Here is a 15,467-nt window from a genome sequence, read left to right on the forward strand (position 1 = left end):
TTTATATACTTTAGATATTATGCAATTACTATTTTTTTTTATTTATTTACATCGTTTATATTTATTCTCATATTAATTATATATCTGTATAATACTAAAATGAATACATTTCCATAAAAGGATTTATAAAAATATGATCAAGGAGGATTCAGTTGTAAGATACTTTCTTGTAAAAATAGCTAAAGTTACTCTGTTAAGTATTATCTTTCCTTTCTTGTCTATAGCAGAAACAGATAATCTTCCTTATTACATATTACTAGACAGCAACACCGGTCATATAATAGCTGAGAACTATCCTGACAATCCTTGGAATCCTGCATCTCTTACAAAACTAATGACCGCTTATGTTGTTTTTTCTCTTATTGAGGAGAAAAAAACTACGTTATTAAATCCCATAACTATTAGCAAGAATGCATCCGAATATCCACCAGCAAACAGCACCTTTAGTAAGGGTAGCACTATGACACTTGATAATGCATTAAAACTTCTCATTGTAAAATCAGCAAATGATATTGCTGTTGCAATCGCCGAAACTCTTTGTGAAACAGAAAAAAAATTTGTCCAGCGCATGAATAATACTGCTAATAAATTAGGATTATCTTCTACTAATTTTATGAATTCTCATGGAGCATCACAATATGGCCATTATACAACAGCACGTGACATGGCTATATTATCTTGGAAAATAAAAAATGATTTTCCTCAATATACAAAATATTTTCAAATAAAAGGACTAGATATAAAAGGAAAAAAATACCCTAATACTAATTGGGCAATCGGCACATTTTTAGGAACAGATGGCATGAAAACAGGCTTTACATGTGCCTCTGGATTCAATATTGTTACCTCTGCTATTCAAGGGGATAGATCTCTAATAGTAGTTATTTTAGGTGCTTTAGATCGAAACACGCGAAACAAAGTATCTGAATTATTACTATCCATGGGATTTGCTAATAAAACAAATAAAAATAAAATAAACTATATATCAAAGCCTTTATATAGACAAAAATTATCAAATGAAGTCCCAGATATTTCTAAAAAAGTATGTTCTAAACAAAAAGAAATTGAAAATTATAAGATACAAATGCAAGAATTAAAGGACAAAGAAGCTTACTTTACGAATTTTGAAAAAATAAATTTAATAACAAATAACAAATAACTATATATTTACCGTTTATATTTTATTATCTAAAAAACACAAGAATTCTCAAAAATTCATATCTAAAAATTATCAATTAAAATAAAAAACTAAATTTTTTAAATATATAAATTAAAAACCATATCTTTTTTCAAAAAAACATTATAATTTAAAGCACTTAGTATCAAGAATTTAAAGATTTATTCACTCTTGATATCCCATCTATCGCTTTATAATATTTTGAATCAACAGACAATGCTTTTTCATAATAATTTATAGCGCTTTCATAAGAATGCTGAATTTCATCTACTACTCCTGCATTAAACCAAAAACTAGCTTTTTTAGGATCAAGATAAATAGCAAACTTAAAATCATCAGAAGCTCTATCATAGTTCTTCACGACTAAATAAGAAACACCCCTCCCATTGTAATAATCAGCAACAGTAGAAGACAAAGATATAGCTTTAGAAAAATCCTCTATTGCTTTTTCATGCTCCCCACGCATTTGATAAACAAGGGCACGCCCATACCATGCTCTTTCGTCATAGGTTTCTAACTTTATAGCTCGATTAAAACATTCAAATGCTTTTTGTAAATCACTATATCTTTCATCACGGTAAATATCACCTAATCCTACGTAAGCAATATAGTAATTTGGATTGATTTTCAAAGCGGCTTCATAATCTTTGATAGCATCAGATACGTCTCCCATCTTATATCGAATAAGAGCACGATTTGCATATACCTTATAATACCGAGGATTTAAATCTAAAGCACTTTGAAAATCTATTAAGGCGTTTTTAAAATCACCATTCATCCCATATACGACACCTCGTACATTATAACCTTCGGGATCACTAGGATGAGAATGTATAACAGAAGTAAGGGAAGAAATATTAACGCGCCTCCTTAATTCAGAAGGATAGAAACAACCTTCTGTTAATAAGACAACGCTAACTACAAAAGCAGACAAGAGGAAACAACGTCTCCGTCTTTTCGAATCCTCAATAAATATATAAGAACAAATATTACTGACCCAACTAGGAAGATACAATGAACGCTCCTATTATAAAAAGATCATTTAATTATCTCTTTCTAAATCTAGATGCAGCAGAGCCTTCGCGCTGAACTAATTTACGCATCAACTTCCTTCCACGACGAATCGCTTCAGCTTTCAACCTCACACGCTTCTGAGAAGGCTTTTCATAGTGATCACGCATTTTTAATTCACGCAACACCCCTTCTCCTTGCATCTTCTTTTTTAAAACACGTAGAGCTTGCTCAACATTGTTATCACGCACAAGTACATACACGGCAGATATCTCTCTTCCTTCTGAAAAATTTCACCGAAAGGCAACAAAAAATAAACTAATACTAAAAAACCCGTTTAACTTTATCAGAGCATCAAAAATCTGTCTAGTACCTGAATGATCTTTAAATCACTTTATCCTATCATAGTAGGCATATTACTTTATTAAAAAATTAACGAATAAATAATAGTAGTTTGAAAATATTCTTTGACGAGAATGGATGTTGTTATGTTCACCACCAATCTTACAATTCTGGATGTATAAAAATGTCTACTAGTATATCTATTAATCTGAATGCAGTAGCTATGCTTCGCAATCGTCGAAATCTCCCATGGCCAAGCTTAATACATATTGGCAGAATAGCCCTTCAATCAGGAGCTTCTGGCTTAACAGTACATCCGCGCCCAGATGAACGTCATATTCGTTATACAGACTTACCGGAAATTCGCCGATTGATTGATGAAGAGTTTCCTCAAGCAGAATTAAATATTGAAGGATATCCCACAGAAATATTTCTTAATTTATGCAAGAATTATAAACCTGAACAAGTTACTCTTGTGCCAGACGAACCCCATCAACTTACTTCTGATCATGGATGGGACTTTGTAAAAAATCAGAAGATTCTCAAGGAAACTGTAGCTAAATTACATGATATAGGTTCTAGAGTATCTCTTTTTGCCGATGGAAATGGAGAGGAAGATTACCTACAAATAGCAAAATCGACAGGCACTGATCGTATTGAACTATATACTGGACCATATGGATCGTGCTATAATGATATAAAAAAAGAAAGATATTTTCTAGATAAACTGACTACCACGTCTATCATTGCAAAGGATATGAATTTGAAAATCAATGCTGGACATGACCTTACAATACAAAATATACCAAATCTAATAAAGTCTATACCATATATTTCTGAAATTTCGGTAGGTCATGCATTCACGGCAACCGCATTAGAATACGGGACAAAAGAAGCCGTATTGCGTTTTCGTCATGTTTGTGGACAAGATATAAAAAACTCATAGAATCATACTAATGAACACAATTTAAATGTAATTATATTATCAGAAAGAGATTTTGATGAGTTAAAAGGACAAAACAAACAAACTTGTTTTAAAATTAAAACGTAGATATAAATTTTATAAAAAAAATATATTTACATTTATGCACGTGAATTTTTCTGATATACAGAAGCAATCGAAAGAGATATTACTAAAATATTATGTTTAAACTCCCCTTGTCGAGTTACATAACAATCTTTCTATAATATAAAGAAGTCGCCGTTTAAATTATATTTACTGTAATAAAATACTAACACGCAGTAGCAAATCATGTATAAAAACTACAAGGACTGTATAGGACAAATAAAATGCCGAAACGTCAAGATCTTAAATCAATTCTCATAATTGGAGCAGGTCCTATTATAATCGGACAAGCATGTGAATTTGACTATTCTGGAACTCAAGCGTGTAGAGCTCTTAAAGAAGAAGGATATAGGATTATACTAATTAATTCAAACCCTGCTACTATTATGACGGATCCAGATCTTGCAGATGCTACATATGCAGAACCCATTACCCCAGAAGTTGTGGCAAAAATTATAGAAAAAGAGCGCCCTGATGCGATTTTACCAACAACAGGAGGACAAACAGCTCTCAACACAGCACTCTCATTAAAACGAATGGGAGTACTTGACCGTTATGGAGTTGAAATGATTGGAGCAAAGCCAGATACTATTGATAAGGCTGAAGACAGAGCTCTTTTCAGAAAAGCGATGCAAAATATTTCTCTTGCAACTCCAAAATCAATTCTTGCAAATGCTACAGAAATTAAGGAGCATGATCGTAAAATTCATGAAGAAGAGCGAGAAAACATCAAAAAAAACTTTCCAAAAGAAAAAATTGATGCGGCATTATACGACCTTGAAATTAAATGGAACGTGGAAGAGAACGATAGAAAACATCGATATATTTGTCATGCGATGGCTGTTGCAGTAAAGGCTCTTGATGAAATTGGTCTTCCTCTTATTATTCGCCCATCTTTTACTCTTGGCGGAACAGGAGGAGGCATAGCATATAATAGATCAGAATTCTTTGAAATAGTTGAAAATGGTCTTCACGCTTCCCCAACTACTGAAGTGTTAATAGAAGAATCTGTCCTTGGGTGGAAAGAATACGAGTTTGAAATGATTCGTGACACAAAAGACAACTGTATAGTTGTATGTTCAATCGAAAATATTGATCCCATGGGAGTCCATACCGGAGATTCAATTACTGTTGCACCAGCTTTAACTTTAACAGATAAAGAGTACCAGTTAATGCGCAATGCTGCAATTGCCGTACTCAAAGAAATTGGAGTGGAAACTGGAGGCGCAAACGTACAATTTGCAGTGAATCCCAAAAATGGACAAATGATCGTAATTGAAATGAACCCACGAGTATCTCGTTCATCTGCCTTAGCATCTAAAGCTACGGGATTTCCAATTGCAAAAATTGCAGCAAAACTAGCTGTTGGTTATACTTTAGATGAACTTGGAAATGATATTACTGGAGGAAAAATATCTGCTGCATTTGAACCTTCGATAGATTATATCGTAACAAAAATTCCACGTTTTGCCTTTGAAAAATTCCCAGGATCAGATGTAACTTTGACAACATCAATGAAATCAGTCGGAGAAGTGATGGCAATAGGCCGTAGTTTTGCCGAATCTCTACAAAAAGCATTACGAGGTCTCGAGACTGGACTTACCGGATTAGATGAAATTAATATACCTTCAATGGAAACAACAAAAGATCAAGATGCGATTCGAGCCGCTATAAGTGTACCTTGTCCAGATAGATTTCGTATGGTAGCACAAGCGTTAAGATTGGGTATGAGTGTAGAAGAAGTACATCAAAGTTGTAGTATTGATCCTTGGTTCATTAAGCAAATCAAGATGATTGTTGATACAGAACGTCGTATTTGTGAACAAGGCATTCCACAGGATTTTCATAACCTTCATTCCCTCAAAGCTATGGGATTTTCTGATGAAAGATTATCGATATTGTCTGGCATTCCTACTAGCGAAATACGAAAAATACGAAATAAATTAAATTTACATCCTGTATTCAAGTGCATAGATACTTGTGCTGGAGAATTTTTATCCCCTACTTCTTATATGTATTCTACTTATGAAACAAACTTTATTAATCAAATGGTTTCTGAAGATAAAGTATCTGATAGAAAAAAAATTGTCATTCTTGGAGGAGGCCCTAATCGTATTGGACAAGGTATTGAATTTGACTATTGTTGCTGTCATGCTGTTTTCTCTCTAAAAGAAGCGGGATTTGAAACAATCATGGTCAACTGCAATCCTGAAACCGTATCGACAGATTATGATGTTGCTGACAGATTATATTTTGAATCTTTGACAGAAGAAGATGTCCTTGAAATTTTACGAGTAGAGCAACAAAAAGGTCAGTTAGTAGGTGTGATAGTGCAATTTGGAGGACAGACACCGCTAAAACTAGCTAAAACACTTGAAAAAAATCAAATTCCTATCCTAGGAACACAACCAGATTCTATAGATCTAGCTGAAGATCGAGATCGTTTTCAAAAATTATTAATGAAATTAGAGCTTAATCAACCTAAAAATGGCATTTCTCATTCAGTAGAACAAGCAAGATTAGTAGCATGCGAAATTGGATTTCCCCTTTTAATTCGACCTTCTTATGTTTTAGGTGGTCGTGCTATGCAAATTATATACTCTGATAACATGTTGCAGGATTACCTACTTGAAACACTTCCTGAATTAGTTTCAGAAGAAATTAAAAGAAAGTATCCTAATGATAAAACAGGACAAATAAACACACTATTAGGGAAACATCCTCTGTTATTTGATAGCTATTTATCAGACGCTATAGAAGTAGATGTAGATGCCTTATGCAATAAAGGCCAAGTTGTTGTTGTAGGAATTATGGAGCATATAGAAGAAGCAGGAATTCATTCTGGCGATTCCGCTTGCTCTTTACCATCTCGTTCACTATCACAAGAGCTTAAAGACGAATTAGTATCTCAGACTAAGAATTTAGCTCAAGCACTAAGTGTTGTAGGGTTAATTAATGTCCAATACGCAATTAAAAATGGAATAATTTATATTCTAGAAGTTAATCCGCGTGCATCTCGTACAGTACCTTTTACCGCCAAAACTATTGGTTTTCCAATTGCAAAAGTAGCTGCTCGCATTATAGCAGGAGAGAGCCTTGATTCTTCCATAAAAGCTTATGGGAATAAACCCGATTTATCCAAAATAAAACACTTTGCAGTAAAAGAGTCGGTTTTTCCTTTCAATAAATTTATAGGAGTTGATATCCTTCTCGGACCTGAGATGCGATCAACTGGAGAAGTAATAGGAATTGATAAAGATTTTCCTCTAGCATTTGCAAAATCACAATTAGGAGCTGGAGTAGATCTTCCTCATGAAGGAACTGTTTTTGTATCCGTTCGTGATAAAGATAAAAAGCGCATTATCCCCATAATAAAAAGATTTAAGGATCTAGGATTTAAAATCATAGCAACTGAAGGAACAGCTCGATTTTTAGATGCCCATGGATTAGAAACGCAAAAAATCAATAAAGTACTAGAAGGAAGACCTCATATTGAAGATGTCATAAGTAATCGTCAAGTACACTTAGTGATTAATACTACTGAAGGGAAAAAGGCTATTGAAGATTCCAAATCACTACGAAGATCTACTTTAGTTAGGAAAATACCTTATTACACGACCATTGCTGGAGCAGACGCGGTATCACAAGCTATTCAAGCACTAAAGTCAGGTAATCTTGAGGTTTACAGTTTACAAAGCTATCGTTATAACTAATCTAAAACTAATTACAGATTGTGACTTTCAACGAAAATAGAATATAGTTTTGTTTTGCACGTTATTTCTTATAAAAAACAATGTATTTTAATAAAAAAGGTTCCCATATGTCTCTCTCTTTGATCAAAATAGATATTTTAATTGCAAGGATGCGTAACCATGGTAGATAAAATTCCTATAACATCGCAGGGTTTTAGTAAAATCCAGCAAGAATTACGTTCAAGACAACAGGAAGAACGTCCTAGAATTATCAAAGCTATATCAGAGGCTCGCTCGTATGGAGATCTGTCAGAAAATGCAGAATATCAAGCAGCTAAGGAATTGCAAAGCTTAAATGAAGGAAGAATATCAGAGCTTGAAAACCTCATAGCATGCGCAGAGGTAATTGATATTTCTAAAATGTCTGGTTCAAAAATTGCATTTGGTGCTACTGTTTATCTTGTAGATGAAAATTCAGGAGATAAAAAGAAATACCAAATTGTTGGAGACCAAGAAGCAGATGTAAAATCTGGTCTTGTTTCAATATCATCTCCAATCGCAAGAGCTCTTATTGGGAAAGAATTAGGAGATACTATCTCAGTTAATGCTCCAGGAGGAGAAAAGACTTATGAAGTTCTTCAAGTTCTATGGGTATAATAAAAAAACAAAATATCCTCATCAATTAGTTGATATGAGAAAAATTGATATAATTACTCCTAATCTCAAAATAAAGCATTCAGGAGTTACTTCAACTATTGTTGGTCTTTATCCAGAGCATCGTAGACTTGGATGGCGTTTGGTTATTTTTGGGTATTTTTTACCTAAAAGCATCATTAGTATCGGCATATTTTCTCTTATATCATGCTGGCAAAAGCCAACAGGAAAAAACAATCGTATTTGGCATGCGCGCCGTAATAATGAAATGCTCGTAGGTGTCCTGATGCGTGATGTGTTACGAATGCCTTTAAAGCTTATATTTACCTCATCTTCACAACGTCATCATACAAGATGGACTAAATACCTCATTTCTCGCATGGATGCAATTATCACTACTAGTGAAAAATCATCCCTATATATTAAACGCCCTAGTACTATTATCATGCACGGTATTGATACAGAACGATTTCATCCTATTAGTAATAAAAGAGAAGCACGGCGCCAGATAAAAATATTGGAAGACACAAAGATAATAGGTTGTTTCGGACGTATTCGTAAAAAAAAAGGAACAGGTTTATTTGTTGATTGCATGATCAATATACTCCCAACTAATCCAGGATGGATAGCTGTAATTATAGGGAGAACAACTTTTAAAAATTATTTTTTCAAAAAAAATCTCCAAAAACGCATATATGAAGCTGGATTGGAAAAAAGAATACTATTAATAAACGAACAACCTTCTATAGAAAAATGGTATCGTGCATTGAATATTTTTGTAGCCCCAAATTTGCATGAAGGATTCGGGTTAACTCCCTTAGAGGCAATGGCGAGTGGAATTCCAGTAGTAGCATCTGATGTCGGTGTATTTAGAGAATTACTAGATCCAGAAAATGAAAAAGCTGGAGTCATTTTTCAAACTGGGAATATCAATGAACTTGAAAAATCCGTCTTATACTTCATGAATTCAGAAAATATAATGTCAGATACTGGCAATAGAGGAAGAGAACGTGCAGTTAAAAATTTTCACATTTCCAAAGAAGCTTCTGAAATAGGCAAAGTATATGATCATTTTTTAAAAAAACAATAAAAAGTATTTGTCTTTAAATCTTGATTTAAATATCAAAGATAAGCTTATACACCGCTTAGTCCATCTTCCCCTATATAAACAATTCGTAACATATTAGTTGAACCAGGTGTTCCTAAAGGTAAACCTGCAGAAATAATTATACGATCTCCTGGTTTCCCGAATCCTTGTTCCACAACAATACGACAAGCACGATTGATCATATCATCAAAATCAGAAGCATCTTCAGTTACCACACAATTAATTCCCCAAACAAGAGACAATCTACGCGCCGTCTGAATCACTGGAGACAAAGCTATTATTTCTTGTTTTGGACGTTCTCTTGCAGCTCTTAATCCCGTTTCTCCAGAAGCCGTATAACAAACAATAGCAGACAACCGTAAAGTTTCTGCTATTTGACGTGCAGCTGATGATATAACATCTGCCCCTGTTTTATTAGGTTCAATTCTACGAAGAGATCTCATCTCCAACCAACTTGGATCTTTTTCAGCGGAAGATGCAACTAATGACATAGTCTTTACGGCATCAACAGGATAAGATCCTGAAGCAGTTTCTGCTGATAGCATAATAGCGTCAGCCTCTTCGAAAACAGCAGTAGCTACATCCGAAACTTCGGCACGCGTCGGAACGGGAGATTTTACCATAGATTCAAGCATCTGGGTTGCTATAACAATTGGCTTTCCTAATTGACGCGCTATACTAATTAGTTTTCTCTGAATGCCAGGAATTGATTCAATCGCCACTTCTACCCCAAGATCTCCACGAGCCACCATCACAGCATCTGATAATTGAATTATTTCTGAAGCACATTCAATAGCATGCGGTTTTTCTATCTTTGACATCAAACCTATTTTCTTATTAGAAATAATTTTACGGATCTCTAATAAATCATCAGCAGATTGAATAAAAGAAAGGGCTATCCAATCTACTTCAGAAGTCTGCAATGCAGCATGAAGATCCTCTTTATCCTTTTGAGTCAATGCCTGAGTTTTTAAGAAAGTATCTGGGAATGAGATTCCTTTACGATCAGAAATAGAAGCGCCAACAATCACTTTACAAATTATAGACCTTTCATCTTTTCCCTGTACAGATAGTTTTATTTTTCCATCATCAATAAATATTCTATCCCCCACCTTGATATGTTCAAAAGTCTCTGGATGTGGGAAATTAACACGATTATGATTTCCAAGAGCACTATTGTTATCCAAAGTAAAAATTTGTCCTTCTTTTAAAGAAGATATAGAATTCTCAAATTTTCCAATACGAAATTTAGGCCCTTGTAAATCTATTAAAATACCAATAGGACGACGCGACTTTAGTTCTACTAATCTAATCTTTTTTATAAGATCACGCATCTTATCATGACTCGTATGACTCATATTGATGCGAAATACATCTGTTCCTTCTTCATGCAAACGACTAATTACATTCTCTGAAAAAGAAGATGGGCCTAACGTGGAAATTATTTTAATCCTACGAATAATTGGCATTTTATCACTCCTTATCCCGCAGAAGGATCAGTTAATTGTACTGTCCAACTTTCATGTTGTCCTGTATCGTATTCGGTAAAACCAACCCTCAAATAACCACGTGCATAGCAATCCTTTATACCAACAATATTAAATTCATCTTGCCCTACACACATTTGAACATTCCCAAGCCATCTCTCACCGTTAGCAACTCCCTCTGCATACAAATAATAGTACCGAGAATCCAAAGCACCCTTTACAATAGTCTCGCAAGTATTACCAGGAATATGCCACCACCCATTTGCCATCCACCCACCTTTTGCTGAAGGATAGCCTATAGCAACACCAATCAAATTTTTAGTGCCATTACAAACTCGGAAACCAGCAAGAGAATCTCTTGAGAAAAAAACCATAAACCCAAAAAAAGAACATATTAGAAAAACACGAAGCATCAAAAAAAATACCTATGCTACAAAAACATATTAATTGCTTATTACTTTCCAAATATCGCAGAACGTAAGAATAAATGTCAACAATGCATAATAACTTGATGTATATATTTTTTAAATAATGAAGACGCTTTTCATCATCTTTATCCACTTTCAATAAGTTGTTAATTTTATAATTATCAAAATATTTTTGTATAATTATCTCCTGAAATGAAATATAAAATTTCTTATTATCCATTGATAAGAGGATTACAATAATCAAACTCTTAAAGAATTAATCATTGCAAATGATGCTTGAAATAAATATTTTCAAGGAACTGCATTGATATTCAGCAGTAGAAACATTAATAAGTAGATACATAAAGAAAATTTTTCGTTTATTAAGAAAATATTCTATCTTTATTTAGGATGAGTAGATTACTAGTTAGCTTCTTTTGATTACTATATTTAGGATTATTGAATACAATGTTTGTATATTTATATCTTTTGAGTTTTACTATTTCTACGAAAGCACAATGCAAATCAGTTTTTTCTCATTAAGAGTAATTGCAGTATGCTGTTGTAAACAGCAGATAATAAGATTATTCCCAGTCAAGAAGTCAAGACGAGTTCCATCATAGTGGAAAAAATTTTTAATGCTCCTCTTGTTCTGTAATGATATTTTATTAAATGAAATTAATTTATATCTCTAGTAATGTCATAAGGGAAAACAGAGCCTTATAAATATGAATACATTTTCACACGAAAAGATATGGGAAGCAATAGATAGGACGGCAAAACGCCATCATCTGACTCCCTCAGGTCTCGCTAGAAAAGCAGGACTAGATCCTACTTCCTTTAATAAATCTAAAAGATTAAGCATAGAAGGACGTAATCGATGGCCTTCGACAGAATCAATTTTTAAGATACTTGAAGCAACGAATGAAACAATTTACCAATTTCTTGATATACCATTTTGTAATGGAGAAAATATTGAAAAACAAGAAAAGGAAATTCCTCTCTTAAATTTTCCACCAAGTGGATCTAGTGGTTTTTTTGATAGCGGAGGATTTCCTACTGGAAACAAATGGAATACCGTGGGAATTCCTGAAATCAAATCCCCACATAGCGGGATATATGCGATTCAAATACAAGATACTAGTGTTACCTTTGTACAGGAAAGGAGATATATTAATTTTGAATGCTGCTATACAGGTAAATTGTGGTGATAGGATATTGATAAAACCCCGTTCCGGTGATATATCGGCTAAGGTATTAATAAATAGGAGAGGGAGATCAATAGATCTTATGTCTCTAAACTGTTGTTATCCCGTAGATACAATCGAAATGTCTGATATAGAATGGATCGCTAGGATACTGTGGTCAAGCCAATAACCAATTACATGTTGTATGTATTATAAATTACATTTAAGAATCGATAATAAAGCACTCTAGATTATTAATCCACAAAATTATAAAGATATTCGAAACTATATATAGTTTAGTGATGGTTTTATGTTCATTTAATACTTAATAAAAAGAGGTAAAAAAATAATGAATGCTGAATCTAAGAACAATTACTCCAGCACGTTGTACTTACCTAAAACTAATTTCCCCATGAGGGGGAAATTACCGCAAAAAGAATTAGAATTAATTGCTTATTGGCAAAATATTAAGTTATTTGACAAACTACGTAAGAGCTCAGTAAAACGCAGAAATTTTACATTACACGATGGACCTCCTTATGCTAATGGACATACTCACATAGGACATGCATTAAATAAGGTATTAAAAGATGTGGTAATTCGCTCGTTTCAAATGAGAAATTTTAATGCTTGTTTCGTCCCAGGATGGGATTGCCATGGCCTTCCCATTGAATGGAAAGTAGAAAATGAATACATAAAAAACGGCAAAAGCAAAGACGAAATTCCTGTTAATGTATTCCGCCAAGCATGTCGTGATTCTGCTAGTAATTGGGTTGAAGTTCAATCAAAGGAATTTGAAAGACTTGGAGTTATAGGAGATTTTAGAAATCCTTATACTACCATGACAACAGAATCTGAGGCTCAAATAGCATCGGAGCTTTTAAAAATTGCAGAATCTAATCAAATATATCGTGGCATCAAGCCTATTATGTGGTCAATAGCAGAACGTACCACATTAGCAGAGGCTGAAATTGAATATCATGATGTTGATAGTGATTCAATAATATTAGGATTTCCTATAAAATTATCTGCGGATTATTTAAGTGATGCACAAGTTTTAATATGGACAACTACACCTTGGACAATCCCAGGTAATAGAGCTATCGCATTTTCGTCAAACCATCAATATGGCCTATATAAAGTAACCTCTTTTTCCGAGAAACATAATTTCGATACAAAAAAGAAAATGGTGATTTCTAATAATCTTGCGCATAACATAGCAAGTCAAATTAATATAAGCATTGAATTAATTTGCGACGTAAAAGCTGAAGATCTATCTCAAATAATTTGTTCACATCCTTTAGAAAAACTTGGTTATAATTTTCCCGTACCCTTAATTGATGCTGAATACGTAGCGAATAATTGCGGAACAGGATTTGTTCACGTAGCACCTGGTCATGGAATAGAAGATTTTTCCGCATGGAATGCAGCAAAAAAAATACTTCAAGATTGCTCTATAGATACAAGAGTTCCCTGCACTGTAAATGAAAAGGGATTCTATACCAAAGAAGCTCCAGGATTTACGAAAGTACGCGTCTTAGATGATTTGGGAGAAAAGGGAGATGCTAATGAGGCTATTATTTCTTCCTTAATTAATGCTAATATGCTCTTAAATCGTAGTATCATAAGACATGCATACCCCCATTCTTGGAGATCAAAGAAACCTATAATTTTCATAACTACATCCCAATGGTTTATTCACATGGATAAAACTCTTGAAGATGGAAATACATTACGATCTCGTGCACTTGCAGAAATAGAAAAAATAAGATTTTATCCATCATCAGGCAAAAAACGCCTGCAATCTATGATTGAGCAACGCCCTGATTGGCTCCTATCACGCCAGAGAAGCTGGGGAGTACCTATCTGTTTATTTTACAATAAGAAAGGTGAAATACTTATAGATAAAGCAGTCAATGAGCGTATTATAAAAACTTTTCAAAACAAGGGATCAGATGCATGGTTTGATAAAAATATGCGTGACTTCTTCCTTGGAAAGAGAGCTAATGAACCTTGGATACAGTCAAAAGACATATTAGATGTATGGTTTGATTCTGCTTGCACACATACCATGGTTATTGAAAAAAAACCAACATTATCCTGGCCAGCAGACGTGTATTTAGAAGGATCAGATCAACACCGCGGATGGTTTCAGCACTCATTATTGGAGAGCTGTGCGACACGTGGATCTACGCCTTTTACGTCTCTCATAACCCATGGTTTTGCTGTCGATGAAAATGGCGAAAAGATGTCGAAATCCAAAGGAAATGTAATATTCCCCAAGGAAATAATTTCAGAATACGGTGCCGATATATTAAGATTTTGGGTAGTCAATTCTGATTACCATGATGATCAACGTCTCGGGAAAAACATACTTCAAACCAATATCGACGCATATCGAAAACTACGCAATACAATTCGTTGGATGTTAGGAATTCTTGAGCACGATACAAGAAATGAGCCGTCTATTAATGACATGCCCTCACTTGAACGGTTTATGCTTCATCGTATAACCGAAATTGATAAATCAATACGAGAATCCTATGATGCATTTAATTTTAAGGCAGTCGTTCGTCATATTACAAATTTTGCTAATTTAGAACTTTCTGCTTTTTATTTTGATATCAGAAAAGACTCTCTTTATTGCGATTGCCCTTCTAGCCTGAGACGTCTTTCAAGCATTGCAGTAATAAAAAAAATATGTAGATTATTGATAATTTGGATCGCGCCTATACTGCCGTTTACAGCTGAAGAAGCATGGCTTTCCTTAGATTCAAATGCTATATCAGTACATCTTGAACAGTTTCCCATAATCCCGACTGAATGGCACGATATTCAACTTTATAAACAATGGGAAAAAATACTTCAATTACGCAAAGTAGTCACAAGCGCTTTAGAAGTAGAACGAAAATTAAAACATGTTGGTTCGTCTTTGGAAACCGCTCCCACTATATACATCACAGATTCATCACTTATATCAAATATTGAAGGACAAAATATTGCCGAAATCTGTATAACTTCAGATGTAACAATCATTAATAACGAAGGCCCTACGGATGCATTTCGCCTTCCTGATATTCCTAATATTAGTGTAAAATGCTCAAAAGCAGAAGGGAAGAAATGTGCTCGATCATGGCGTATTACTAAAGATGTAGGATCCGACCCAGCATATCCAGACGTATCTTCCCGTGATGCGATTGCATTACATGAATTAGGATATCCTAAAAGGAAAAACATTTGATAATTATTACATGTTTTTACTAATGGAAAAAACATTTTTATTTTATGTTTATAACAGCAATTAATACTGCATGATTTAGCTGAAAATAAATATAT

10 protein-coding genes and 1 pseudogene are annotated in these 15,467 nt (G+C 33.9%); 7 read left to right on the forward strand and 4 right to left on the reverse strand.

Going from position 1 to position 15,467, the window contains the following annotated elements; genetic code table 11:
* The first annotated feature begins 133 nt into the window (after positions 1-133).
* On the forward strand, positions 134-1,159 hold the full coding sequence (locus GY664_RS00785; protein ID WP_333947558.1) for a D-alanyl-D-alanine carboxypeptidase family protein: 1,026 nt from the start codon (positions 134-136) through the stop codon (positions 1,157-1,159).
* 163 nt (positions 1,160-1,322) lie between these two features.
* Here GY664_RS00785 and GY664_RS00790 read toward each other — a convergent pair whose 3' ends face one another.
* Positions 1,323-2,111 (reverse strand): tetratricopeptide repeat protein, encoded by a 789-nt coding sequence (locus tag GY664_RS00790; RefSeq protein ID WP_333947559.1) that lies wholly within the window; start codon positions 2,109-2,111, stop codon positions 1,323-1,325.
* A gap of 112 nt (positions 2,112-2,223) precedes the next feature.
* Complete coding sequence (rpsU, locus tag GY664_RS00795; protein WP_333947560.1) at positions 2,224-2,451, reverse strand: 30S ribosomal protein S21; 228 nt, start codon at positions 2,449-2,451, stop codon at positions 2,224-2,226.
* A gap of 263 nt (positions 2,452-2,714) precedes the next feature.
* Here rpsU and GY664_RS00800 point away from each other — a divergent pair, with 263 nt between their 5' ends.
* From GY664_RS00800 to GY664_RS00815, 4 genes are all read left to right on the forward strand, one after another.
* On the forward strand, positions 2,715-3,476 hold the full coding sequence (locus GY664_RS00800; RefSeq protein WP_333947561.1) for a pyridoxine 5'-phosphate synthase: 762 nt from the start codon (positions 2,715-2,717) through the stop codon (positions 3,474-3,476).
* 344 nt (positions 3,477-3,820) lie between these two features.
* Positions 3,821-7,309 (forward strand): carbamoyl-phosphate synthase large subunit, encoded by a 3,489-nt coding sequence (gene carB, locus GY664_RS00805; protein WP_333947562.1) that lies wholly within the window; start codon positions 3,821-3,823, stop codon positions 7,307-7,309.
* A gap of 159 nt (positions 7,310-7,468) precedes the next feature.
* Positions 7,469-7,945: a transcription elongation factor GreA gene (gene greA, locus GY664_RS00810; protein WP_333947563.1), complete on the forward strand. Its 477-nt coding sequence runs from the start codon at positions 7,469-7,471 to the stop codon at positions 7,943-7,945.
* Positions 7,917-9,032 (forward strand): glycosyltransferase family 4 protein, encoded by a 1,116-nt coding sequence (locus tag GY664_RS00815; RefSeq protein ID WP_333947564.1) that lies wholly within the window; start codon positions 7,917-7,919, stop codon positions 9,030-9,032. The genes greA and GY664_RS00815 overlap by 29 nt, the downstream gene beginning before the upstream one ends.
* Positions 9,033-9,076: 44 nt before the next feature.
* On the opposite strand, the gene pyk is transcribed toward GY664_RS00815, so the two are convergent.
* Positions 9,077-10,519: a pyruvate kinase gene (gene pyk / locus GY664_RS00820; protein WP_333947565.1), complete on the reverse strand. Its 1,443-nt coding sequence runs from the start codon at positions 10,517-10,519 to the stop codon at positions 9,077-9,079.
* A gap of 11 nt (positions 10,520-10,530) precedes the next feature.
* Positions 10,531-10,950 carry a DUF1036 domain-containing protein gene (locus GY664_RS00825; RefSeq protein WP_333947566.1) on the reverse strand — a complete coding sequence of 140 codons (420 nt, stop codon included), beginning with the start codon at positions 10,948-10,950 and terminating at the stop codon, positions 10,531-10,533.
* A gap of 722 nt (positions 10,951-11,672) precedes the next feature.
* On the opposite strand from GY664_RS00825, the pseudogene GY664_RS00830 reads away from it, so the two are divergent.
* Positions 11,673-12,321 (forward strand): annotated as a pseudogene (locus tag GY664_RS00830) (S24 family peptidase).
* Between the two features lie 159 nt (positions 12,322-12,480).
* Positions 12,481-15,372 (forward strand): isoleucine--tRNA ligase, encoded by a 2,892-nt coding sequence (gene ileS, locus GY664_RS00835; RefSeq protein ID WP_333947567.1) that lies wholly within the window; start codon positions 12,481-12,483, stop codon positions 15,370-15,372.
* Positions 15,373-15,467 lie beyond the last annotated feature (95 nt).

This window comes from Candidatus Liberibacter brunswickensis (assembly GCF_036858155.1).
Classification (GTDB): Bacteria; Pseudomonadota; Alphaproteobacteria; order Rhizobiales; family Rhizobiaceae; genus Liberibacter; species Liberibacter brunswickensis.

Excerpts from the sequence above, each read along its gene's own strand:
- pyk (WP_333947565.1), bottom strand. The coding sequence starts at position 10,519 with ATGCCAATTATTCGTAGGATTAAAATAATTTCCACGTTAGGCCCATCT.
- carB (WP_333947562.1), top strand. The coding sequence starts at position 3,821 with ATGCCGAAACGTCAAGATCTTAAATCAATTCTCATAATTGGAGCAGGT.
- GY664_RS00785 (WP_333947558.1), top strand. The coding sequence starts at position 134 with ATGATCAAGGAGGATTCAGTTGTAAGATACTTTCTTGTAAAAATAGCT.
- GY664_RS00825 (WP_333947566.1), bottom strand. The coding sequence starts at position 10,950 with ATGCTTCGTGTTTTTCTAATATGTTCTTTTTTTGGGTTTATGGTTTTT.
- GY664_RS00800 (WP_333947561.1), top strand. The coding sequence starts at position 2,715 with ATGTCTACTAGTATATCTATTAATCTGAATGCAGTAGCTATGCTTCGC.
- greA (WP_333947563.1), top strand. The coding sequence starts at position 7,469 with ATGGTAGATAAAATTCCTATAACATCGCAGGGTTTTAGTAAAATCCAG.
- ileS (WP_333947567.1), top strand. The coding sequence starts at position 12,481 with ATGAATGCTGAATCTAAGAACAATTACTCCAGCACGTTGTACTTACCT.
- GY664_RS00815 (WP_333947564.1), top strand. The coding sequence starts at position 7,917 with ATGAAGTTCTTCAAGTTCTATGGGTATAATAAAAAAACAAAATATCCT.